This window comes from Caulobacter sp. GSs2 (genome assembly GCF_058680895.1).
The window spans coordinates 2756013-2777297 of record NZ_CM178725.1; the positions used below are offsets into that span (position 1 = coordinate 2756013).

The following is a 21285-nucleotide window of genomic DNA, read 5'->3' on the forward strand; positions in this document are numbered from 1 at the left end:
TGGCCGGTCAGGGGTGACGTCGGCCCCGCGTCGGCCCCGCCGGCCCCGCGTCGCCCATGAGCCATCTTGCCGTTCGCCGGCATTGCGCTAACGTCTCGCCCCAAAGAGAACAATGATAACCTACAGGGAGCGAGACCATGACGCCTTCGGATGGCGCGTCGCCTTTGCGCGATGTCAGCACGGTGGCTTTCAAGCCTCTGCCGATGAAGGGGCCCGAGGTCAGTGTCGACTATCGGCCTGACGGCTCACTGGTCATCACCTCCAACCACGCGCCCGGCGAGGGGCCGCGCTCCATCGCTCACCTGTTGGCGCAGAAGGCCGGCGAGCACTCTGACCGGCCCTATCTGAAGCAGCGCGAGCCCGGTCACGGGCCCTGGCGGATGACGACCTATGGCGAGGCGTTCCGCGCGGTCGAGGGGATCGCCCAGTGGCTGCTGGACCAGGGCCTGACCAGCGATGACAGCGTGATGATCCTGTCGGGCAATTCGATCGAGCACGCCCTGATGACCCTGGGCGCCTATACGGCCGGGGTTCCGGCCGCGCCGATCAGCCCGGCCTACAGCCTGATCTCGAGCGACCACGCCAAGCTGAAGCACTGTTTCGACAAGGTGGCCCCGCGGGTGATCTTCGCCCAGAGCGGGGCGCTGTTCGCCAAGGCGCTGGAGACGCTGAAGGCCATCGACCCGACCGTGCTGGTGGTCACCGCAGACGGAACCGGTGAGGGCGCAGTGAGCTTCGCCGACATCGCCGCCACGGTCCCGACCCTCGCGGTCGAGGCCTCGCGCGAGACCCTGGGCTCGGCGACGGTGGCCAAGTACCTGTTCACCTCCGGCTCGACCGGCATGCCCAAGGCCGTGCCCCAGACCCACGGCATGATGGCCGGGGTGATCGCCGGCCAGGACGGCCTGAAGCTGGAGGAGCCCGAGACCGGCGAGGTTCCGCAAAGCCTGGAATGGATGCCGTGGAGCCACATCTCGGCGGGCAATATCGGGTTCAACGCCGTTCTGTGGGCCGGCGGAACCCTGCATATCGACGAGGGCAAGCCCTTGCCCGGCATGTTCGAGACCACGATCAAGAACCTTTACGAGGTCTCGCCGATCGTGTTCGGCTCGGCCCCGATCGCCTTTTCCATGCTGGCCGAGGCGATGGAGAACGACCCGGTGCTGCGCGCCTCGTTCTTCAAGAACCTGCGCTATATGGGCTATGGCGGGGCGACGCTGTCCAACGACGTCTATACGCGGATCCAGGCCCTGGCCGTCGCCGAGACCGGCCAGCGCATTCCGCTGACCACCATGTATGGCGCGACCGAGACGCAGGGCATCACCGTCACCCACTGGATCACCGAGCGGGTCGGTCTGGTCGGACTGCCGCTGCCGGGCATCCAGCTGAAACTGGCGCCCAGCGGCTCCAAGTTCGAGGTGCGGGTCAAGGGGCCGACCGTGGCGGCGGGCTATCACAAGGATCCGGAAAAGACAGCGGCGGCCTTCGACGAAGAGGGCTTCTACCGGCTTGGGGATGCGGCGCGGTTCGTCGATCCGGAAGACCCGGCCAAGGGGCTGGTGTTCGATGGCCGGGTGACCGAGGACTTCAAGCTGGACAGCGGCACCTGGGTCAGCGTCGGGGTGCTGCGCCCCGACCTGGTGGCCGCGTGCAGCCCCTATATCGCCGACGCGGTGATCTGCGGTCAGGACAAGGGCTTCATCGGCGCATTGTTCTGGCCTTCGCCGTCGGGGCTGATGGCCCTGGTCGCCGATCCGGGACCGGGCACGCCGATGGAGAAGCTGACCGCCTTCCTGCGCGAGCGGCTGGCGGCGTTCAACGCCGGGGCCGGTGGCTCGTCGCGCCGCATCGCCCGCTTCACCGTGATGACCGAACCGCCCTCGATCGACGCCGGCGAGATCACCGACAAGGGCTATGTGAACCAGCGCGCGACGCTGGAGCGCCGCGCGGCCCTAGTCGAGGCGCTGTACGTCAATCCGCCGCCGGAGGGCGTGGTGGCGGTGTAAACACACCGCTCTCCCCGGCGAAAGCCGGGGCCCAGATCGAACCCGGTGAGGCTAGTGGATTTGGTGCGCCGGATCTCGAACCAGCCCCAAAGGCTCAGGCTGAATCTGGGCCCCGGCTTTCGCCGGGGAGAGCGGGTTTTCTATCACCAAGCTAGCCGGGCATGGGCCAGGACGGCGGTCTTGTCCGACATGCCGGTGGCCATCAGCTCGGGCGGCTTGGTGGCGGGCGGCGCGGCGTCCATCGGCCAGCCGTCGCGCATCTCCATCACGGCGGCCTCGACCCGGCCCGTCGCCTCGGACGTGAAGCTGAGCGTGACGCCGTTGGGGTCGGGGGCGTGATAGGTCACGGTCGACCAGGCGTCGGGCTGGCTGGTCAGGATGATCGGCCGGCCGTTGAGGCGCGGATCGTGCAGGGCGGTCGAGGCGCGGATCTTCAGGCTCAGCACCTCGGCGCCGGGGCCAGGGATGACCCGCACGATCAGCCGGTCGCCCGAGCGTTCGGCGGTCAGGATCGGCGGGGCCACCTCGACGGCGCGGGTCTGGGCCATCCAGATCGGATCGGCGTGGAACGGCGGCAGGGCCTGCATCTTCAGGTCCACCCCGCCGTCGGCGATCAGGACCGTGCGGGTCCAGTCGTCCAGCTGCGGCATCGATGAGACCCGCCAGGCCTTGCCCGTCGAGGGATCGGCCAAGTGATGGGCCTCGGTCAGGTTGGGCCGGTCGGGCGAGGCGGCGGGGACGGCGGCGGTGATCACGAGGCCCAGGCCCGTCACGACCAGCACGACCACGCCGCGCCAGCCCCAGCGCGACTGCGCGAAGTCGAAGGTGATCGGCACCAGGGCGGGGGTGGCCAGCAGCACGAAGACAGCCAGGACGGCGGGCTCCATCAGGCCGATCCCGGCGAAGGTCCAGGCGCCCCAGGCGGTCAGCTGGGCGATGGTCAGGGTGGCCAGCACGCTCATGGCCAGGGTCATGGCCAAGGCGACGCGGCGATCGCGGGTGCCGCCCAGGCCCATGGCCAGGGTCGCGCCCAGGGCGGCCAGCAGCAGAGGCCAGACCAGCATCACCGTCGCGCCAGGAGCCAGGATCTGGGCGGTCAGGGACAGCAGCAGCAGGGTGACCAGCCCGCCGATCCAGACGCCCAGCACCCCGACCCGCGGGCCCAGCGCCGCCCAGCACAGCACGCCGACCGCAGCGCCCAGGCCCAGACCGACGGGATCAAACCCGCCGACCAGGCTGCAGGCCCCGCCCAGGGCGATAGCGGCCAGGCTGGGCCAGATCCGCCGCGCGCCCCGAGCCTGGGCCGTGATCACCAGCAGCCCCGCGCCGACGCCCAGAGCGCCGGCCCCCAGGAGCAGCAGGTCAAAGCGGCCCAGCAGGTCATACAGCCTCTGTCCGTCGCCGACGTTCAGCAGTCGACCCAGCAGATGCAGCACCAGGGCGCTGGCCAGCAGCAGCAGCACGGCGCCGGCCACGCCGCGAACGATCTCCAGCGGCGAGGTCACCCCGCCGCTCAGGGCGCGCCAGGTTACAAAGCCGATCATGGCGGCCGCCAGGGCCAGCAGCGCCCAGCCGATGGCGGTCGAATAGCTGATCAGCACCAGACCCAGCACGTCGGAATAGATCACGTTGGGCGTCTTGGCTGGGAGTGTCTGGCCGTCGGCCAGGGCCCGGGCGATGGGCAGGACCTGGTCGCCAATGTGCTGCAGGCTGCCCTGGTCCAGCCGCTCGGGCGTCGACAGCGGCGTGTGATAGGCCAGCTGGTTGTCGATCAGGGCGAAGTTCAGCCCTGGCAGCCCGGCCTCCACCGCGTGGGTGAAATCGGTGTCGTTGGGCATGCGCTCATAGACGGTCGAGGCCAGGGAATTGGCCGAGGGGCGGGCGGCCTCGCGGGCCATCACGGCCATCAGGGCGCCGTTCTCGGGTCCGGTCTGGAACATGGCCGCGCGGCCGGCGTCGCCCCGGGCCTCCATGTTCAGCACCACCCCGACCCGCTTGGCGGTGGGGTCGCGGGCGAAGAAGGCGTCGGCGCCCAGCAGGCCCGCTTCTTCGCCATCGGTGAACAGGAAGATCACGTCGCGGGCCGGCGGCGGGCCGGCCTTCAGGGCGCGGGCGATCTCCAGGGCCGCCGCCGCCCCGAGGGCGTCGTCGGCGGCGCCGGGGGAATTGTGCACCGAATCATAGTGGCTCATCACCAGCACGGCGGGCAGGTCGCGGTCCTGTCCGGGCAGGACGCCGACCACGTTCTGCACGGCCGCGACGCCCAAGGACCGGCCGTCCTTCGAATAGGGGCGGAAGCCCTCGCCCGGCCGGACCGAAACCTCCAGGCCCAGTTCGCCAATCCGGGTCAGCAGGTGGTCGCGCACCCGCACGATGTCGACCGATCCGGTCGGGTGGGGGCGCTGGGCCATGGCCCGCACATCGTGCATGGCGCGCGTGGCCGAGAAGGCGGCAGCCGGGGCCGAGGCGTCGACGGGCTGGGGCGTTCGCTGGGCCAAGGCGCCCACGGCGACGCCGATGGCCAGGCAGATCCAGAAGCCCAGTATCCTGATCGTCTTCACGGCCTGCCTCGCGATCGAATCCTCTGCACAGGGTGCGTCGGCTTGGCGGCGATCGGAAGGCCAAAAGAAAAAGGGCGACCCGGTTGCCCGGATCGCCCTTTCCTCATCCGAAAGCCAAAGGCCCTGCTCGCTTTGGTGAGCGGGCCCTCGGATCCCCTCCCGGTTAGAACTTCGCCCGCAGGGTCACGCCGTAGGTACGCGGCGCGCCGAGGAAGGCGTCATAGGTCAGAGTGTCGTTAGCCGGCACATAGGTGGTGTTGGTGGCGCTGAGGCCCGACGAGCCCTGCAGGAAGGCGTTGAAGCCGACCTGGGTGTACTCTTCGTCGAGGATGTTCTGGCCCCACAGTTCCACGGTCCACGCTTCGTCGGCGGCGCCGAAGCCGACCCGGGCGTTGACCACGGTGTAGGCGTCCTGCGTCTTCGGCGGGAACAGGTCCGAACCGGTGATGTAGTCCGACGAGTACTTGGCGCCGACGTTGAAGCGGGCGCGATAGTTGTCGCCCACCGGACGCTCATAGGTCAGCGAGCCCGAGGCCGAATATTCCGGCGCCAGCGACAGGCGGTTGCCCGGCAGCTGCGACAGGGCGTTGGTCGGATCGTTGGGGATCTTCTGATCGCCATACTCGGTCTTGGCGTAGGTAAAGCCGCTCTGAACGGTCAGGCCGCGCACCGGGGTGAACCACAGGAAGTCGGCGTCGACACCCTGCGAGGTCACTTCGGGGATCGAACGCACCGCGAACGAGGTGCCCAGGAAGGTGTTCAGCTGGAAGTCGGTGAACTTCTGGTAGAAGGCGGTGAAGTTCAGCAGCACCGAGCGGTTGAACAGGGTGTTCTTCAGGCCGATTTCATAGCTGTCGACGAACTCAGCCGGGAACGAGGTGTCGAGCACCGGCAGGACGCCTTGGCCGCCGCTGGGCAGGCCGTTCGAGGATTGAGCGCGGTCCAGGTTGAAGCCGCCGCCCTTGTAGCCGTGCGCGAACGAGGCGTAGCTGAACACTTCAGGCGAGAAACGATAGGCCGCCTTGATCGTGCCCGACCATTCCTTGTCGGTGCGCTCCTGGTGGGTGCCGCGGTTGTTGAACAGCGGGTTGGCCCAGGGCAGGCAGAGGTTGCCGACGATGGTCGGGGTGGCCGCCGCGCCGACGATGCCGGCGATACGGCCCTGACCGGCCGGGGTCAGAGCGAAGCCGCAGCCGACACCGCCGTCGGTGATCGTCTGGTAGGCGTCGACGTCCTTGCTTTCCGAGCTGTAGCGAAGGCCGGCGGTGATGCCGAAGGCTTCGGTGAACTGGAAGGTGTTGTTCGTGAACAGGGCGATGGTCTTGGAGCGCTGGGCGTAGGTGTCCACCAGGCCCTTGCCCGGGGTGAACGTGGTGTTCGGCGCGCGACCGGTCAGGAGCGCAACGAAGTTGGCGATGCCGGCCGGGTTGGCGGCCGAACGCGACAACAGGCGACCCAGATACTGCTCGTAGTCATTGCCGTAGAGGAAGTTGGAGCCGGTATCGAGCTTCTCGTCGGCCAGGAAGGCGCCGACCAGCCAGTCCAGCTTTTCGGTCTTGCCGGCCAGGCGCAGTTCCTGGGTGTAGGTCGTGAACTCGCTGAAGTTGGTGCCGTCCTTGTTGCGGTAGGCCAGGTCGGCGGTGGTGAAGTCGCTGTCCTGGCCGTTGTCGGTGCGCCAGTTGCGGATGGCCGTAACCGAGGTCAGTTCGCCGATCGGCAGGGTGATGTTGCCTTCCAGCGAAACGCCCATGTCCTCGATGGACGACGGGGCGCCGCGGTTCGAATAGGCGATCCGGTCATAGGGCTTGGCGGTGGAGGCCAGAGCCGCGCCGCCATTGACGAGGGCCAGGATGCCCGAGGTCGGGCCGGTGCGGATCTGCACGGCGCCGCAGCAGTTTTCGTCGCGCTTGGTGTAGTCGCCGATCAGCTTGAAGGTCGCGTTGTCGTCCGGGATGAACAGCAGCTGGCCGCGCACGGTGTAGAAGCCCTGGTCGGAGTCCTCGTTGCGCTTGCTGGGGCCCTTGCCGGTGACGACGTCGTTGTAGCCGTCACGCTCGCGGGCGGCGACGTACAGGCGGCCGGCCAGGGTCTCGGTGCCAAACAGCGGTCCGGTGACCGAAGCGGCCAGGCCGTGGGCGTTGAAGTTGCCGATGGTGGCTTCGGCATTGGCGGCGAAGCCGAATTCCGGCTCCTTGGTCACGATGTTGATGACGCCGGCCGAGGTGTTCTTGCCAAACAGGGTGCCTTGCGGACCCTTCAGGACTTCGATGCGGTCCATTTCGCCCAGATCGCCGAACGACACGCCGTTGCGGGGACGATAGACGCCGTCGATCACGATACCGACCGAGCTTTCCAGGCCGGGGTTGTCGCCGACGGTGCCGACGCCGCGCACGCGGGCGGTGGTCGAGGCTTCCGACGTGGTCGAGGTGACGGTCAGGCCGGGGGTCAGGATCGTCAGATCCTTGATGTCCTTCACGCCGGTGTCTTGCAGCAGCTTGGCGCCGACGGCGGTCACCACGACCGGCACGTCCTGCAGGTTCTGCTCGCGCTTCTGGGCGGTGACGACGATGCTGTCGACGGTGGGGATGTCAGTTTCCTGGGCCGCGACGGCGCCAGCGGTGGACAGACCGGCCAGCACGACGGCAGACGCCGTGCAGCAAAGCACCTGGGTAAAGCGCATTTCCTACCTCAGTTCGTTATGCCACGGGCGCTTGCATCGCCTGCGGCTGTTTTTGTTTGGACTCACCCGAACGCGTGTTCGAATTGACACTGAACGGTTAGGGAGCACGGGCAGCCAGAGCAAGTTAAAACCCCTACAGACAAAAGGATCTGAACGGTCTGTTGCCGAGAAGCGACACGGGTCGCTCGCCATTCTCAACCCTGCAAGACGGGGCGGGCGAGGCTTGCCAGACGGGGCGGGCGGGCTCATTTGCGACCCATGACCGTATCGCCCGCCTACCGTCCCGATCCGCAGTTCATGGCCCTGGGGCGCGAGTTCGCCGATCCGGTCGCTCCCGCCGACTTTCCGATGACCCGCCTGCGCTATCGAAATGATCGTGCGGCGGCCACGGTGGGCCTGCAGGACCTGTCCGACGCCGAATGGCTCACCGCGTTCGGCCGCTTCGCGCCGCTGCCCGGCAATCAGCCCCAGCCGCTGGCGATGCGCTATCACGGCCATCAGTTCCGCAGCTACAATCCTGACCTGGGCGATGGCCGGGGCTTTCTGTTCGCCCAGCTTCGGGAGGCGGAAGCAGGCCGCCTGCTCGACTTGGCCACCAAGGGCTCGGGCCAGACGCCCTGGTCGCGGCAGGGCGATGGCCGGCTGACCCTGAAGGGCGGCATGCGCGAAATCCTCGCGGCGAGTTTTCTGGAAGCCGTGGGGGTTCCCACCTCGCGGGCCTTCTCGCTGGTCGAGACCGGCGAGGCCTTGCAGCGTGGCGACGAGCCCAGCCCCACCCGCTCGGCGGTGCTGACCCGCCTGTCGCACAGCCATATCCGTTTCGGCACCTTCCAGCGCCAGGCTTATCTGGAACGCCCCGACCTGATCACCGTGCTGGTCGATCACGCGGTCGAGACCTATTATCCGCACCTCGCCGACCAGCCCGACCGGCCGGCCGTGCTGATGCGGGCGGTGGTCGAGGCCAGCGCGAAACTCCTTTCCGGCTGGATGTCGGCGGGCTTCGTGCATGGCGTGCTCAACACCGACAACATGGTCGTGACCGGCGAGAGCTTTGACTATGGCCCGTGGCGGTTCCTGCCGCGCAATGATCCCAATTTTACGGCCGCCTATTTTGATCACTCGGGCCTCTACAGCTTTGGCCGCCAGCCCGAGGCGGTGTTCTGGAACCTGCAGCAGCTGGCCGCCTGCCTCACCCTGGTGACCGATCAGGCCGGACTGCTGGAGGCGCTGAACGGCTTTTCCGACGCCTATCGTGACGCCCTGCGCGCGGCGATGCTGCGGCGTCTGGCCCTGAAGCCGCGCGACCCCCAGGCCGACATCGACCTAGTCAGCTCAGCCTTCAAGGCGCTGGCCGGCGGCGGCGACGACCTGCGCTGGGAGCCGTTCTTCTTCGACTGGTTCGGCGGCGCCGTGTCGGAGGGCCGCGCCATGGCCGGCCCCCGCGCGGGCCTCTACGGGCAGGACGCCTTCGCCGATTTCCGTCGTCGTCTGGCGGACTTCGAGCCGGATCGGCCAGAGCGCCTCGACCATGCGGTGTTCGCGCAGCCGGAACCCGAGGAACTGCTGATCGAGGAGGTCGAAGCCCTGTGGGCGCCGATCGCCGCCGACGACGACTGGTCTGCCCTCCGGGCCAAGCTCGACCGGATTGAGGCGACCAGGCAGGCCTACGGGTTTCCGGGTCCCGGTGACAAAAACAACGCCGTCTGAACTTTTCCGTGCGGGTCCGGAACAATTGTCACGGTTCGGGCTTACTGGTCTGCATCGTGCCGAACGGTGAGGCTTTGCGGAGAGACTCCATGCGCTTCTTCCAATCGATCTTTCAGCCCGTGATGCTGGTCGGCGCCGTCGCCATGTCGTTCATCGGCGCGCTCGGCATACCGGGCTGCGCGCGCGCCATCAGCGAATGCCTCAGCGAGGGCCGCGAGGTCGCCTGAGGTCGTTCCGGTCTGGCCTGACCAGACCCGTCAACCGCGCGGTTCAGACCTTCAGTTCAGCCATCAGGGCGTGAGCCAGGTCGCCTCTGTCGGCGACCGTAACGTCCGTTAGGCCTAACCACCCCGCCATCAGCCGCAGCTCCCGAGCCAGGGCGGAGGCTGTGTCGCCGTCAGCGGCGGGCTCGGCGTGGGCGGCCTGGACCAACAGCCGGCCCGTCTTGCGGTCGGCCTTCAGATCGACCCGGGCGGTGATGGTCTCGCCCTGCAGGAACGGCAACACATAGTAGCCGTGGGTGCGCAGGTGGGCGGGGGTGTAGATTTCCAGCCGGATGCGGGCGTCGAAGATCCGCTCGGTGCGCTCGCGAAACCAGATCAGGTTGTCGAACGGCGAGAGCAGGGCGCGGGCCTCGATCCTGCGCGGCCGCGCGGCCCCGGCGGCGACATAGGCCGCCTGCTCCCAGCCCTCGACCCGGGCGGGGATCAGCACGCCGTCCTCGACCAGCTCGGCGATGCGGGCGCGGCTCTCGGCGGGACCCATGCGGAAATAGTCGCGCAGGTCACGTTCGGTGGCCACGCCCATGGCCCCGGCGGCGCGGGCGAGCAGGGCGCGGTGGGCGTCCTCGCGGCGGGGCGTGGGGGCCTCGATCAGCGATGCCGGCAGCACCTGGTCTGGCGTGCCATAGACCCGCTCGAAGCCGGCGCGGCGGGTGGCCGTGGTCAGTTCGCCGATCCAGAACAGGCATTCGACAGCGCGCTTGGACTCGCTCCAGCCCCACCAGCCGCCGGGCCCCTTCTTGGCGCCGGTCTCCAGCTCGCCGGCTGAAAGCGGGCCGCGCCGGCGGATCTCGTCCAGGGCCCGGGCGATCAGGTCGGGATGGCTGTCGAGGAACTTCGCCACGCCCTTCCAGACACCCACCCCGGCCTTGGCGTCGGCCATCCGCCAGCGCAGCAGCGGGTGCAGGTCGCGCGGCATCAGCGAGGCCTCGTGGCCCCAGTATTCGACCAGGGCGGGCGTCTTGCCCCAGGCCACATCTTCCAGCAGCGTTCGCGGATAGTCGCCCAGCCGCGAGAACAGCGGCAGATAGTGCGAGCGCGACACCACATTGACCGAGTCGATCTGCAGCAGGCCCAGCGTGTCGATCGTCGACAGCACATGGCGTCGCCCCGGCGCGGTGGGGCGCGCCTTGCCAAACCCCTGCGCCGCCAGCGCCATGCGTCGCGCCGTCCTGGCGGAGAGCTTCTCGGTCATGGCCAAGTTTGAGCATCGCCCGGCCCGATCGCGCAAGTCGACCCGCATGGGAGCGCTACCCTTCGGGCTTGCGCGCGATCCGGAAAACGCCCTACCGATGCGGCCATGATCGTTCTTGAAAACGGCGCGGCGCGCCTTGAGCTGTTCCCTGATGTCGGCGGCGCCGTCGCGGGTTTCACCGTCGCGGGCCGCGATATCCTGCGGCCGATGGCGCGTGGCGCGAGCGATCCGCTGGACGTCTCCAGCTTCCCGCTGGTCCCGTTCTGCAACCGCATTCCGCACGGTCGGTTCACCTTCCAGGGCCAAGAGCGCGTTCTGAAGCCGAACCTCGGCGATCATCCCCATCCTCTGCATGGCCAGGGCTGGCGCCACCCCTGGGCCGTCGACGCCGCCAAGGGCGCCCAGGCGCTGCTGTCCTACGACCATGCGCCCTCCGACTGGCCCTGGGCCTATCGCGCCGAGCAGCGCTTCGTCCTGGGCGAAAACCGTCTGCGTCTGGAGCTGTCGGTGACCAATACGGGCGAGGCCGCCATGCCCGCCGGACTGGGCTTCCACCCCTATTTTCCCCTGCGTGCGGGCGAGGGGCTGAAGGCCTCCGTCGATGGCGTCTGGATGATCGATCAGGACGTGCTGCCGACGGTGCGTCACCAGGGCGTCTGGGGGCCTGACTGGGCCCGTGGCGCGGGCGTCGAAGGCCACGCGACCCTGATCGACCACTGCTACACCGGCTGGAACCTGCGCGCCGAACTCAGCGCGCCCGGCCTGCCGACCACCACGATCACCGCGTCGCCGCAGTGCCGCTGGCTGCACGTCTATGCGCCGCCGGGCCATGACTTCTACTGCGTCGAACCCTGCGCCAGTCGGCCCAATCCGTTCGGCGAGGGGGAGACCGGGATGGTGACGCTGGCGCCGGGGCAGAGCCATACGGTCTGGATGGAGATCGCGACGGGTTAGGGCGTATTTCGGCGGCGAACCGGTATCCATATCGCCTAACAATGCCCGGTTTGACCGTGAGGCGATTATCGGGCGAAACTATCGTTTCACGTGTGTGCGGCGAGGTTTTGTGCGAATGCCCCGAAACGCCCCCAGCCTACTGATCGTCGGCGCCTGCACGGCGCTCGCCACTTCCGGCTGCGCAACGACTTCGCCTGCCGGACCCACCCACTTCTACGCAAGCTGGAGTGGGACCGACCCAAATACACAGGCGGTTTTCGATGTCGTGGATGCCCGCATGAGGGCCGAGGCCGGCTTTCTTCGGGACTTCAGCGAGCCCATGAACGTGCACATCGCTGATGGCGCCCCGTCGATCAAAGGACAATTTCGGTATCTCGTTCGGATCACGATCCCCTCGCGTCTGGCGGGCCGACGGATCAGCGAAAAGAACAGGACGCTGGCGGCGTTCAGCGTGACCTGCGTTCCAGATCGTCCGGAGCCCTGCCTCGACGCCATCCTGGAGCGGGCCCGGCAGCAACCGGCCAGAATAGGCCGCATCGTCGCGCGCTCGCCGAAGGCGTAGTGCGTCGCGATGTGCGCCAGTCGGCCCGACCCCTTAGGCGAAGGCGAGATCGGGAAGGGCGAAGTGCGCGCGCACTTCTCTGGCGTCTCACGTGGCAGCTGAAACAGGGGTTCCCGCCACAAGGGCGGGAATGACGTGGAAGAAGGGGCGGCTGACTGAGTATCCGCGCCCTAGCTCAGCCCCGCCTGGGCCTTGAGCCGCTGGACCATATCCATCGACAGATAGCCGTCGGCGGGCAGCTGGCGGCTGCGCTGCCAGTCTCGCAGAGCCTTGCGGCTGCCGGCGCCGATCACGCCGTCCGGGGCGCCGGGGTCGAAGCCCAGGCGGGCCAGGGCGATCTGGGCGGCCATGCGGTCCGACAGCGAGAGCGGCGCCTCGACGGGCCAGGCGGCGACCAGCGGCCCGCCGCCGGCGAAGCGGTCGGCCAGCAGGCCGATGCCCAGGGCGTAGGAGGTGGAGTTGTTGTATTTCCGGATCGCGAAATGGTTGGGCAGGGCCAGGAAGGCAGGACCATTTGCGCCGGCCGGCAGGATCAGGCCGGCGGGCGAGGCGGCGTCAGCGGCGGTCCAGGGCAGGCCGTCGGCGCGGCGGACGCCCCTGGCTTCCCACCATGACGGGATCTCGCGCGGCCCTTCCGACAGGCCGTAATCAAAGCCGGCCGGCAGGATCACTTCCTTGGCCCAGCCGACGCCGGGCTTCCAGCCGCCCTTGGCCAGCAGATTGGCGGCCGACGCCAGGGAATCGACGTCCGAACCCCAAATGTCGCGCTTGCCGTCGCCGTCGGCATCGACGGCGGTGGTGCGATAGTTGCTGGGCAGGAACTGGGTCTGGCCCATGGCCCCGGCCCAGGAGCCCTTCAGCTGGGCGCGGGTGACCTCGCCCGAATCGATGATCTGCAGGGCCGCGATCAGTTCGCCCTCGGCCCAGCCGCGGCGGCGACCGTCGGCGGCCAGGCTGACCATCGAGCGCACGACGTCGAAATTGCCCTGGATCTGGCCGAACGCCGATTCCATGGCCCAGACGGCCAGCAGGATGTCGCGCGGCACGCCATAGCGGCTCTCGACTGCCGGCAGAAAGGCCAGCTCGTTTCGCTTGCGGCGGCCCACAGCGACGCGGTCATCGCTGATCACGCCCTTGATATAGTCGCCGACCGGCTTGGAGAATTCCGGCTGGCGGCCATCCAGGCTGATGACCCTAGGGTCAGGCGTCACCCCGCCCAGTTCACGCTCCAGCAGCTGCCGGGTCAGGCCGGCGCCTTCGGCGCGGACCATGAAGTCGGCCAACCACGAGTCGAAGCTCAGCTCACCGGCCGGGACGGGCGTGGCGATCATGGGTGAGGGCGCGCTGCCAGTCGGTGTCGGCGCGGCCGTGGGCATCGCCGAGACGAGCGAGGTCAGCGGCCCCTGCGGGGACGTATCCGCGCAGCCGGCCAGCAGGAGAACGAGAAAGAAGCGACGATCCATGGGCGCAGGCTACCGGCATCCGGGTGAACTCTTCAATCACAAGGCCGACAGAGCGGTGAAGTTCCGCTCCGGGGCCTTGGAGCCGTTGACTCTGTGTCCCGCCTTGCCTATACGCCCTTCCTCCGAAACATCCCGGATGGTCCGGTCGCCCAATGGCGCGCCGAACTTGTCCGCTGAGTATAGAGACGGTCATGAAGGTTCGTAGCTCGCTGAAGTCGCTGAAGTCGCGCCACCGCGACTGCAAGTTGGTCCGTCGTAAGGGCGTGGTCTACATCATCAACAAGACCGACCCGCGCTTCAAAGCCAAGCAGGGCTGATGACCGCTGTCGGCTCTCCCGGGGCGCTGCTCTGGGATGTCGGCAATGTCATCGTGCGCTGGAATCCGCGCACGCTCTTCGCAAAGATTTTCAAGGAACCCGCCGAACTCGACGGGTTCCTTTTGCGTGTCTGCACCATGGACTGGCACGGCGAGACCGACCGGGGCCTGTCGTTCGCCGACAACATCGCCCGGCTGACGCCGCTGCATCCCCACTATGCCGAGCAGATCGCCGCCTGGTGGGGCCGCTGGCCGGAAATGTTCTCGGGCGCGATTTCCGAGACCGAAGCCGTGATGGACGACCTGGCCACGCGGAGCGTCCCGCAGTTTGGCCTCACCAACATGTCCAGCCAAGCCTGGCCCGGCGTCCAGGCGATGAGCCCGGTGTTCGGACACTTCCGGGACGTGGTCGTCTCGGCCGAGGAAGGCGTCATCAAGCCCGAGCGGCGGATCTACGAGATCGTGCTGGAGCGCACGGGGCTGTCGCCGGGCGACCTGCTGTTCGTCGACGACAACGCCGCCAATATCGCCGCCGCCGACGCGATGGGATTCCATACACACTTGTTCACAGATCCGGCGGCCCTGCGGCCGATGATTCAGGCGCACGGCCTGTTGTGAGGGGGAGGGCTCGCGACTATGGTCCGCGACCCAATTTCCACTCCGACTGAGAGCTTTCCGTCATGGCCGACGACGCCGCCCACGCCGACGTTCTGAACTCCACCGCCCAAGGCCAGCTGAAGAGCATCATCGAGCGCATCGAGCGTCTCGAGGTCGAAAAGGCCGAGATCTCCGAGCAGATCAAGGAAGTCTATAACGAGGCCAAGGGTAACGGCTTCGACGTCAAGATCCTGCGCAAGGTGGTTCGCATCCTCAAGCAGGATCGCGCCAAGCGTCAGGAAGAGGACGCCATCCTCGACCTCTATCTGTCGGCCGTCGGCGCGATCTAAAGCCGATACTTTTGCGGGGTGCGGTTTGGCGCGGCTTCGGGGATAGTCCCCGGCGATGCGCGCCAAGCCCCCCGACCCTCGAGCTCAAGCCAAACGTTCGGCGCTCAACGCGCTGAAGCGCGCCCGGCGGGCAGCCGAGAAGAGCGGGATCGCGCTTTCCGACTGGGAGGGCGAGTTCCTGACCTCTGTCGCCCAGCGCGTCGAGACCTATGGCCGGGCCTTCGGCGATCCTGAAAAAGGTGGTCGCGACCAGGCCCTGTCGGGCAACCAAACGATCAAGCTCAAGGAAATCGTCGCCAAGGCCAAGGGCGAGAAGAAGCCCATGAAACGCGGCCGGGGCTTTGGCCGTCGCGAGGCGCCCGCACCGGCCGAGGTCGAGCCCGAGGACGACGGGTAGCGGCCGCTGGCGTCGCGGTGGTGTTCGAGCCGGGCGCGCCTTGATCGCTGTCGATGTCCCCGGCGCTCGGCGTTTGCAGGTCCTGATCCGGCGACGATCGCCGATGGGATGTCTATGCACTCTGAAGTTGTGCGGCGTGACGGCCCCTGGGATCGCGCTGCTGTCGATGGCGAGGTCCGGGCGCTTCAGCCGGGCAGCCTTCCCCAGCGGCATTCTGGCAATACGCGGCAGCCGTCGGCGCGCTGGAGTCTTCGGGCTGAAAGTCGCAAGGCGAGACAGGCCTGTAACGACTTAGATTCTCAGGTATGGCACGCGGCGTTCAGCATAAAGGTTTTTCGGCTGATTTTACTGAAATAAAGTCCCAAAAGCTTACCGGAAAACAAGGTTCAGCGAACTTCATTAAGGTCGCGGTAACCAGCGGGGTGAGACATTATGGCGCAGGGTCTTCGTGATCCTGACAGTAAGGAACGCTTCGTCCGGTGGGGGCGACGTTCGCCCTTTCCAGCGCGCGCGGACCTCTATCTGCATCGGCGCCGGATCAACGCTAACGGTAACGGACAAGCGCCATGGCGACGACGTATGACTATCTATTGCGAAGAAAGGCGGACCTAGAGGTCCGCATGGCTGAGGCCCAGAAACGCGCGCTGGCGCCTTTCGAGGGCGAACTGCGCGCGATCAGCCTGGCCCTGGGGGCGATCGAAAGAGCCGGTCTCAGCGAGGACCGCATAGCGGCCGAAGCTTCGGCCTTCTCCAGCCCGGCTCCCAGTCGCCGCGGACGGCGAAGCCGCTCGATCGGCGACATGATCCTGATGGCCCTGCAGCAGGGCGGTGTGGGTCTGGCGGCGACCGACATCGCGCTCCAGCTGGAACGCCGCTGGAACCGTTCGGTGCCGGCGACGGCCATTACACTTGAACTGCAGCAGCTAGAGGCCGACGGCGCGGTGACGCGTGGCGCGGCGGGCTGGACCCGGAACGCCGAAACGGTCGAACCCGACCATTCCGACGATAGTGAAGTCGCCCGGGTGGCTTGACTTCAGACCTGGCGGGGCGCCTGGCGGGGCGCCTTCCAAGGCTTGATCAGCGTCTTCAGGCGCTGCTCGCGCGAGACCGGGCGCAAAACGAGGGTCATCAGCCAGTTTCCTTCATGTCGACATCGATGCCCTGCTCACGCACCTTGCGATAGAGGGTGGAGCGGCCGATCCCGAGGCGGCGCGCCACCTCGCTCATATGGCCGGCATAAACATCGATCGCGTGCTGGATAAGGTCGCGTTCGATTTCTTCCAGAGTCCGCAGATGACCGCGATCGTCGAGGATGCGCACGGGCGCGTCGCCCGGGGCGCTGGCCATGGCGGCATGCGTCGCCTGCAGCACGGACGGCAGGTCGGGCCCGGTGACGCTGGCCGACGGCATCGCCTCGATCGGCGCCTGCAGGCCCGAAATCGCCGGGAAATCATAGGGCTGCAGATAGGGCGCGTCGGCCAGGACGATGGCGCGATAGACCGTGTTTTCCAGCTGGCGCACATTGCCCGGCCAGTCGAAGGCGGTCAGCAGGGCCAGGGTCTCGGGCGAGGCGCCGATGACCCGCTTGCCCTCTTCCACGTTGAAGCGGCGGATAAAGGCCTCGACCAGGGCCGGCACGTCATCGCGCCGTTCGCGCAGGGACGGGGCCTCGATCGGGAAGACGTTGAGGCGGTAATAGAGGTCCTCACGGAACCGGCCCTGCGACACGGCGTGGGCCACGTCGCGATTGGTCGCCGAGACGATGCGCACATCGACTTTCTGCGAGCGCTTGGAGCCGATCGGGTCGATCTCGCCCTCCTGCAGGGCGCGCAGCAGCTTGACCTGCATGTCCAGCGGCAGCTCGCCCACCTCGTCGAGGAACAGGGTGCCGCCGTCGGCCTCCTTGAACTTGCCCAGATGCTTGTCGGTGGCGCCGGTGAAGGAGCCCTTCTCGTGGCCGAACAGGATCGACTCCACGAGGTTTTCCGGAATGGCGCCGCAGTTGACGGCCACGAACGGCTTGCCGGCGCGGTCGGACGAGCCGTGCACCGCGCGGGCGATCAGCTCCTTGCCGACGCCGCTTTCGCCGGTGATCAGGATCGGGATGGCGCTCTTGGCGGCGCGCTCGCCCATCCGCTTGACCAGGGTCATGGCGGGCGAGGTGCCGATCAGGTCGGCGAAGGTGGTCTTGCCGGCCGTGCGCTTGGTCAGTCGCTCGACCTCGCCCTTCAGGTCGCCCATCGACAGGGCGTTGCGGATCGACACGGTGATCCGCTCGGGGGAGGCCGGCTTGATGAAGAAGTCGGTGGCGCCGGCCTGCATGGCCTTGACCACGGTGTCGACGCCGCCGCTGGCGGTCAGCACGATCACGGGCTGCACAAAGCCGCGCGACCGCATCTCTTTGAGGGTGTCGTGGCCGTTCAGGCCGGGCATGACCAGATCCAGCAGCACCACGTCGGTGGGCGCGCCGGACGTCAGGTGCGCCATCGCCGCGTCGCCGCTCTCGGCATGCGAGACCGCGAACCCGTCACGTTCCAGCACCGCCTGGATCAGGCGACGCTGAGTCGGATCGTCATCGACGACGAGAACCGTCTTGGACATAGGAAGACACCCACCATAACCGGCCGTGCTCGACATGGAGCAGGGCTCTTGTTGGTTCAGAGTGGTACAGCACCCGGGTAAACACCGGCTTTCGGAGAGGTGTCGGCAACCTTAAGGTTCAGGCTTAACAGGGCCTTGCCAGCAAGGGGTTTGAGGATGGTCACCGAGGATCAGTTGAGCGCCCTGGCGATGGCCCTGCCGGAGGTGGAGGCGGGGGCGAACGGCGCCCAGATCGCCTATTCCGTTGGCGGCAAGGGCCTTGCCTGGGGCTATGTCGCCCGGCCCGCGCCCAAGGCAAAGCGGGTGCTGGTTCCGGGCGTGATCGCCGTACGCTGCCGGATGGAGACCCGGGAGATGCTGATCGCGGCCGCGCCGGATCGGTTCTTCACCGACGATCATTATCGGGGATACCCGGCGGTGCTGGTGCGGTTGGCGGAGATCGACGCCGATGAGTTGGCGGGGCTGCTGCGAGAGGCGTGGCGGATCGTGGCGCCGAAGGCGGTGGCGCGGCGGTGGGAGGTTTGAGGGGGAAGCGGACGGGCGGAGGGGCGGCTATGGGTGGGAAGCAGTCTTTGGCGTCAGTGAAGGAAGCGGACGCCCCGCGTCCTGCTCATCCTTAAATCTCTTGGAGGCTGCAGCGTGCCGGTCTGACCAGGTTGGTCAAGGACGACGCTCTCGCGTCGCCGCGAGGCGGCGGCCCCGCAGGGGCCGTCCTTGAGCAACCTGGTCAGACCGGCGATCGTCTCGCCGTGAGATTTAAGGATGGCTCCCTTCGGTGCGAAGGCGGGCGGGACGCCTGATCGAACCCTTCTCCCATAGGGAGAAGGAGGGGCCCGCCGCGTAGCGGTGGGAGGTTGAGGGGTTACGCTGATAGCCGGAGTGCCGGCACGCCGTCTGACGCCGTAACCCCTCACCTCCCACGCCTGCGGCGCGGGTCCCTCCTCTCCCTCTGGGAGAGGGTTGGGGTATGGGGATTGGGCGCGCTGTATCCCCGCTCTTACCAATGCCGACCCCAACGAAATCAGCCACTTATAAAATAATCGATCGCGCCAATCCTCGGAGCTCAAACCGCCCGTATTCTTGAGCTTGTCCCCGTCGCAGGGGGAGGGCGCGTGGTACCGGCCCAAGGCGGCGATGGGGATGGAGCTGAGCGGGGCCGCGACGCCCTGGAAGGCGGGTCGAGGTGTGCGGGCTGTCTCAGAAGGACGGACCAAACGCTGAGTGGCTCGTCGGCCGGGTGAGCGCGGGTCGAAGAGGGCGAGGGATCGTAAACCCGCCTATCGCGCATCGTCGGGGGTCGAGACGGTTAGCCGATTGACCTTGGTGCGCGCCCGTACGGGGGCTCTTGGGTATCAGAGCTGAAAGACGCTCGCTTGGCCCAATCCTCACGCAAGAACAGCTTCTGCGAAGCGGACAGGTCGAGCCGAAACGCAAAAACTCATCACGGTCTCCGGGTTCGTCCCGGCCGCTTCGCGCCTCCCCGACTAGCTCAGTGGCTGATGCCGCGTGAGGCTGAGAAGCCGTGTCCGCCAGACTTGCCCCCTACGGGTCGCTTCGCGACCGTCTTCCCCCGGAGGGGGAAGATGAACCGCGCCGACCTCATCTTCCCCCTACGGGGGAGGACGACCTGCGAAGCAGGTCAGGAGGGGGCAAGTGCGCGGGGGGCACGAATGTCGGCCCAAGAGGCCATGCGCCGTTGCGCCCCACCCCGCAGGGGCCATATCCCTGTGATCATGAACGCCCCCTTCAAGACCGACGCCCTTCCCGAATGGAACCTCGCCGACCTCTATGTCGGTCGCGATGATCCCCGCATCGAGCTGGACCTGGCCGCCGCCAAGGCCGCCAATGACGAGCTGGCCTCGCTGGAGGGTCTGTTCCTGCAGGCGCGGGGCGAGCCCGAGCGGCTGGGTCTGCTGATCGATCGCGGCATCCGGTTGTACGAGCAGGCGACCAACGGCCTGTGGAGCGTCGGCGCCTATGCCAGCCTGTCGGGCTCCATCGCCAAGGACGATCCGGCCTGGGCCAAGTTCGAGGGAGACCTGCGGGCCCGCTCGTCGCAGATCGCCGCCGAAAGCCTGTTCTTCTCACTGGAGCTCAACAGGCTGGAAGACAGAGAGATCGAGGCGGCTCTTAAAGCCTATCCGCTGGGCGTCCGCTGGAGGCCGTGGCTGCGCCGGGTGCGCCTGTCGCGGCCGCACGAGCTGTCGCCGGACCTGGAACGCTTCATCGTCGACAAGAGCCCGGCCGTCGCCAACTGGGTGCGCCTGTATGACGAGACCCTCGCCAAGCTGAAGGCCAGGGTCGGCGACGAAAGCCTGACCCTGCCCGAGGTGCTCAACCGACTGTCGGACTCCGACGTCGCGCGCCGCAAGGCCGCCGCCGGGGGGCTGGCCACGTCGCTGGAAGCCATCGTTTCCACTCAGGCCCTGGCGCTCAACACCCTGGCCTTCGAAAAGCAGGTCGAGGATCGCTGGCGCCACTATGCCGAGCCGGCCCAGTCGCGACACCTCTCCAACGAGGTCGACGCCGACGCCGTCAACGCCCTGGAGGCGGCGGTGGTCGAGGCCTATCCGCGCCTGTCGCATCGCTATTATGCGCTGAAGGCGAAGATCATGGGCGTCGAGGCCCTCGACTACTGGGACCGCAACGCGCCGCTGGATGCCGCCACGCCGCGCGCCTATGGCTGGGAAGAGGCCAAGACCGTGGTGCTGGACAGCTTCCAGACCCTGGCGCCGAAGTTCGCCGACGCGGCCCGCACCTTCTTCACCCAGCCCTGGATCGACGCGCGGCCCCGCCCCGGCAAGCAGTCGGGGGCCTATTCCCATCCGGTGACGGCCGACCGGCACCCCTATGTGTTCATGAACTTCATGGGCGAGCGGCGCGACGTGCTGACCCTGGCCCACGAGCTGGGCCACGCCGTGCACCAGACCCTGTGCGCGCCGCTGGGCACCCTGCTGGCCGACACGCCCCTGACCCTGGCCGAGACCGCCTCGATCTTCGGCGAGGGGCTGGTGTTCGACCGCCTGCTGGCTGAGGCGACGCCCGAGGATCGCCGCAAGCTGCTGGCCGGCCGGATCGAGGACGGCCTCAACACCGTGGTCCGCCAGATCGCCTTCCACCGCTTCGAGCGCCGCTTCCATGAGGCCCGCCAGGAGGGTGAGCTGTCGCCCGACCAGATCGGCGGCCTGTGGCTGGAGGTGATGGGCGAGAGCCTGGGCCCGGCCGTGCGGCTCAACCCCGGCTATGAGCACTACTGGGCCTATGTCAGCCACTTCTGCCACGCGCCGTTCTATGTCTATGCCTACGCCTTCGGCGATCTGCTGGTGCGCGGCCTGATGGAGAAGCGCCGCGAGGATCCGCAAGGTTTCGCGCCGCTGTATGAGGAATTGCTCGCGGCGGGTGGGACCAAGACCTATGTCGAGGCGCTCAAGCCCTTTGGCCTGAACCCGCGCGACAAGGCGTTCTGGACGGCGGGGTGCGCGCAGCTGGAACGGCTGGTCGACGAGTTCGAGGCGCTGGTGTGACCATCAAAGCTGTCATCCCGGCCAAGCGCGAAGCGCGCCGAGCCGGGACCGCCGGAAGCGCGGGCGCATGCCGTGGTCCCGGGTCTTCGCT

Annotated in this window: 18 protein-coding genes and 1 pseudogene; 12 read left to right on the forward strand and 7 right to left on the reverse strand. The window is 67.7% G+C overall.

The genetic code is table 11. The features are described 5' to 3' along the window. Window positions 1-137: 137 nt before the first annotated feature. Window positions 138-2006, forward strand: coding sequence for an AMP-binding protein (locus ACW17Z_RS13455; protein WP_492056366.1), 1869 nt, complete (start codon window positions 138-140; stop codon window positions 2004-2006). A 143-nt stretch (window positions 2007-2149) separates the two neighbouring features. Here the strand turns inward: ACW17Z_RS13455 and ACW17Z_RS13460 are convergent, their stop codons facing one another. Next, a complete protein-coding gene (locus ACW17Z_RS13460; protein WP_492056367.1) occupies window positions 2150-4567 on the reverse strand; it encodes a M20/M25/M40 family metallo-hydrolase in 2418 nt (805 codons plus the stop codon). A 163-nt stretch (window positions 4568-4730) separates the two neighbouring features. Further along, a complete protein-coding gene (locus ACW17Z_RS13465) occupies window positions 4731-7247 on the reverse strand; it encodes a TonB-dependent receptor (RefSeq protein ID WP_492056368.1) in 2517 nt (838 codons plus the stop codon). 258 nt (window positions 7248-7505) lie between these two features. On the opposite strand from ACW17Z_RS13465, the gene ACW17Z_RS13470 reads away from it, so the two are divergent. Next, entirely contained in the window at window positions 7506-8954 is a 1449-nt protein-coding gene (locus ACW17Z_RS13470; protein WP_492056369.1) for a protein adenylyltransferase SelO, read from the forward strand. An 89-nt stretch (window positions 8955-9043) separates the two neighbouring features. Further along, a complete protein-coding gene (locus ACW17Z_RS13475) occupies window positions 9044-9181 on the forward strand; it encodes a hypothetical protein (protein WP_419254085.1) in 138 nt (45 codons plus the stop codon). A 43-nt stretch (window positions 9182-9224) separates the two neighbouring features. Here the strand turns inward: ACW17Z_RS13475 and ACW17Z_RS13480 are convergent, their stop codons facing one another. Further along, window positions 9225-10430 carry a winged helix-turn-helix domain-containing protein gene (locus ACW17Z_RS13480; RefSeq protein ID WP_492056370.1) on the reverse strand — a complete coding sequence of 402 codons (1206 nt, stop codon included), beginning with the start codon at window positions 10428-10430 and terminating at the stop codon, window positions 9225-9227. A gap of 105 nt (window positions 10431-10535) precedes the next feature. Between ACW17Z_RS13480 and ACW17Z_RS13485 the strand changes: the two genes are divergently transcribed. Together ACW17Z_RS13485 and ACW17Z_RS13490 are read left to right on the forward strand one after the other, a co-directional pair. Continuing rightward, complete coding sequence (locus tag ACW17Z_RS13485) at window positions 10536-11384, forward strand: aldose 1-epimerase (RefSeq protein WP_492056371.1); 849 nt, start codon at window positions 10536-10538, stop codon at window positions 11382-11384. A gap of 277 nt (window positions 11385-11661) precedes the next feature. Further along, entirely contained in the window at window positions 11662-11946 is a 285-nt protein-coding gene (locus ACW17Z_RS13490; protein ID WP_492056372.1) for a hypothetical protein, read from the forward strand. A gap of 170 nt (window positions 11947-12116) precedes the next feature. Here ACW17Z_RS13490 and ACW17Z_RS13495 read toward each other — a convergent pair whose 3' ends face one another. Further along, window positions 12117-13409 carry a lytic murein transglycosylase gene (locus ACW17Z_RS13495; protein ID WP_492056373.1) on the reverse strand — a complete coding sequence of 431 codons (1293 nt, stop codon included), beginning with the start codon at window positions 13407-13409 and terminating at the stop codon, window positions 12117-12119. Window positions 13410-13600: 191 nt separating this feature from the next. Here ACW17Z_RS13495 and ykgO point away from each other — a divergent pair, with 191 nt between their 5' ends. The 5 genes from ykgO (at window position 13601) to ACW17Z_RS13520 (ending at window position 16100) form a co-directional block, all read left to right on the forward strand. Then, the gene (gene ykgO, locus ACW17Z_RS13500; protein WP_007663273.1) at window positions 13601-13726 is read left to right on the forward strand and encodes a type B 50S ribosomal protein L36; all 126 of its coding nucleotides are present in this window, start codon (window positions 13601-13603) and stop codon (window positions 13724-13726) included. After that, on the forward strand, window positions 13726-14343 hold the full coding sequence (locus tag ACW17Z_RS13505) for an HAD-IA family hydrolase (RefSeq protein WP_492056374.1): 618 nt from the start codon (window positions 13726-13728) through the stop codon (window positions 14341-14343). Before ykgO ends, ACW17Z_RS13505 begins: the two co-directional genes overlap by 1 nt. A gap of 62 nt (window positions 14344-14405) precedes the next feature. Beyond that, window positions 14406-14672 (forward strand): nucleoid-associated protein GapR, encoded by a 267-nt coding sequence (gene gapR / locus ACW17Z_RS13510; protein ID WP_035047451.1) that lies wholly within the window; start codon window positions 14406-14408, stop codon window positions 14670-14672. A 55-nt stretch (window positions 14673-14727) separates the two neighbouring features. Continuing rightward, the gene (locus ACW17Z_RS13515; RefSeq protein WP_492056375.1) at window positions 14728-15069 is read left to right on the forward strand and encodes a hypothetical protein; all 342 of its coding nucleotides are present in this window, start codon (window positions 14728-14730) and stop codon (window positions 15067-15069) included. A 620-nt stretch (window positions 15070-15689) separates the two neighbouring features. After that, window positions 15690-16100 (forward strand): hypothetical protein, encoded by a 411-nt coding sequence (locus ACW17Z_RS13520; protein WP_419318901.1) that lies wholly within the window; start codon window positions 15690-15692, stop codon window positions 16098-16100. Window positions 16101-16102: 2 nt separating this feature from the next. Here the strand turns inward: ACW17Z_RS13520 and ACW17Z_RS13525 are convergent, their stop codons facing one another. After that, entirely contained in the window at window positions 16103-16198 is a 96-nt protein-coding gene (locus tag ACW17Z_RS13525) for a hypothetical protein (RefSeq protein ID WP_419318900.1), read from the reverse strand. Continuing rightward, a complete protein-coding gene (locus ACW17Z_RS13530; RefSeq protein WP_492056376.1) occupies window positions 16198-17670 on the reverse strand; it encodes a sigma-54-dependent transcriptional regulator in 1473 nt (490 codons plus the stop codon). Before ACW17Z_RS13530 ends, ACW17Z_RS13525 begins: the two co-directional genes overlap by 1 nt. Before the next feature lie 156 nt (window positions 17671-17826). On the opposite strand from ACW17Z_RS13530, the gene ACW17Z_RS13535 reads away from it, so the two are divergent. Then, window positions 17827-18195, forward strand: a complete 369-nt coding sequence (locus ACW17Z_RS13535) for an MmcQ/YjbR family DNA-binding protein (protein WP_492056377.1) — start codon at window positions 17827-17829, stop codon at window positions 18193-18195. 283 nt (window positions 18196-18478) lie between these two features. Here ACW17Z_RS13535 and ACW17Z_RS13540 read toward each other — a convergent pair. Continuing rightward, a pseudogene (locus tag ACW17Z_RS13540) lies at window positions 18479-18581 on the reverse strand (hypothetical protein); the annotation flags it as partial. An 822-nt stretch (window positions 18582-19403) separates the two neighbouring features. Here ACW17Z_RS13540 and ACW17Z_RS13545 point away from each other — a divergent pair. After that, on the forward strand, window positions 19404-21194 hold the full coding sequence (locus tag ACW17Z_RS13545; protein ID WP_492058534.1) for a M3 family oligoendopeptidase: 1791 nt from the start codon (window positions 19404-19406) through the stop codon (window positions 21192-21194). The last annotated feature ends 91 nt before the right edge of the window (window positions 21195-21285 follow it).

What these genes read in the sequence shown, in the direction of transcription:
- ACW17Z_RS13455 (WP_492056366.1), top strand. Translation starts at nt 138, where the DNA reads ATGACGCCTTCGGATGGCGCGTCGCCTTTGCGCGATGTCAGCACGGTG.
- ACW17Z_RS13465 (WP_492056368.1), bottom strand. Translation starts at nt 7,247, where the DNA reads ATGCGCTTTACCCAGGTGCTTTGCTGCACGGCGTCTGCCGTCGTGCTG.
- ACW17Z_RS13470 (WP_492056369.1), top strand. Translation starts at nt 7,506, where the DNA reads ATGACCGTATCGCCCGCCTACCGTCCCGATCCGCAGTTCATGGCCCTG.
- ACW17Z_RS13475 (WP_419254085.1), top strand. Translation starts at nt 9,044, where the DNA reads ATGCGCTTCTTCCAATCGATCTTTCAGCCCGTGATGCTGGTCGGCGCC.
- ACW17Z_RS13480 (WP_492056370.1), bottom strand. Translation starts at nt 10,430, where the DNA reads ATGACCGAGAAGCTCTCCGCCAGGACGGCGCGACGCATGGCGCTGGCG.
- ACW17Z_RS13485 (WP_492056371.1), top strand. Translation starts at nt 10,536, where the DNA reads ATGATCGTTCTTGAAAACGGCGCGGCGCGCCTTGAGCTGTTCCCTGAT.
- ACW17Z_RS13490 (WP_492056372.1), top strand. Translation starts at nt 11,662, where the DNA reads ATGAGGGCCGAGGCCGGCTTTCTTCGGGACTTCAGCGAGCCCATGAAC.
- ACW17Z_RS13495 (WP_492056373.1), bottom strand. Translation starts at nt 13,409, where the DNA reads ATGGATCGTCGCTTCTTTCTCGTTCTCCTGCTGGCCGGCTGCGCGGAT.
- ykgO (WP_007663273.1), top strand. Translation starts at nt 13,601, where the DNA reads ATGAAGGTTCGTAGCTCGCTGAAGTCGCTGAAGTCGCGCCACCGCGAC.
- ACW17Z_RS13505 (WP_492056374.1), top strand. Translation starts at nt 13,726, where the DNA reads ATGACCGCTGTCGGCTCTCCCGGGGCGCTGCTCTGGGATGTCGGCAAT.
- gapR (WP_035047451.1), top strand. Translation starts at nt 14,406, where the DNA reads ATGGCCGACGACGCCGCCCACGCCGACGTTCTGAACTCCACCGCCCAA.
- ACW17Z_RS13515 (WP_492056375.1), top strand. Translation starts at nt 14,728, where the DNA reads ATGCGCGCCAAGCCCCCCGACCCTCGAGCTCAAGCCAAACGTTCGGCG.
- ACW17Z_RS13520 (WP_419318901.1), top strand. Translation starts at nt 15,690, where the DNA reads ATGGCTGAGGCCCAGAAACGCGCGCTGGCGCCTTTCGAGGGCGAACTG.
- ACW17Z_RS13525 (WP_419318900.1), bottom strand. Translation starts at nt 16,198, where the DNA reads ATGACCCTCGTTTTGCGCCCGGTCTCGCGCGAGCAGCGCCTGAAGACG.
- ACW17Z_RS13530 (WP_492056376.1), bottom strand. Translation starts at nt 17,670, where the DNA reads ATGTCCAAGACGGTTCTCGTCGTCGATGACGATCCGACTCAGCGTCGC.
- ACW17Z_RS13535 (WP_492056377.1), top strand. Translation starts at nt 17,827, where the DNA reads ATGGTCACCGAGGATCAGTTGAGCGCCCTGGCGATGGCCCTGCCGGAG.
- ACW17Z_RS13545 (WP_492058534.1), top strand. Translation starts at nt 19,404, where the DNA reads ATGAACGCCCCCTTCAAGACCGACGCCCTTCCCGAATGGAACCTCGCC.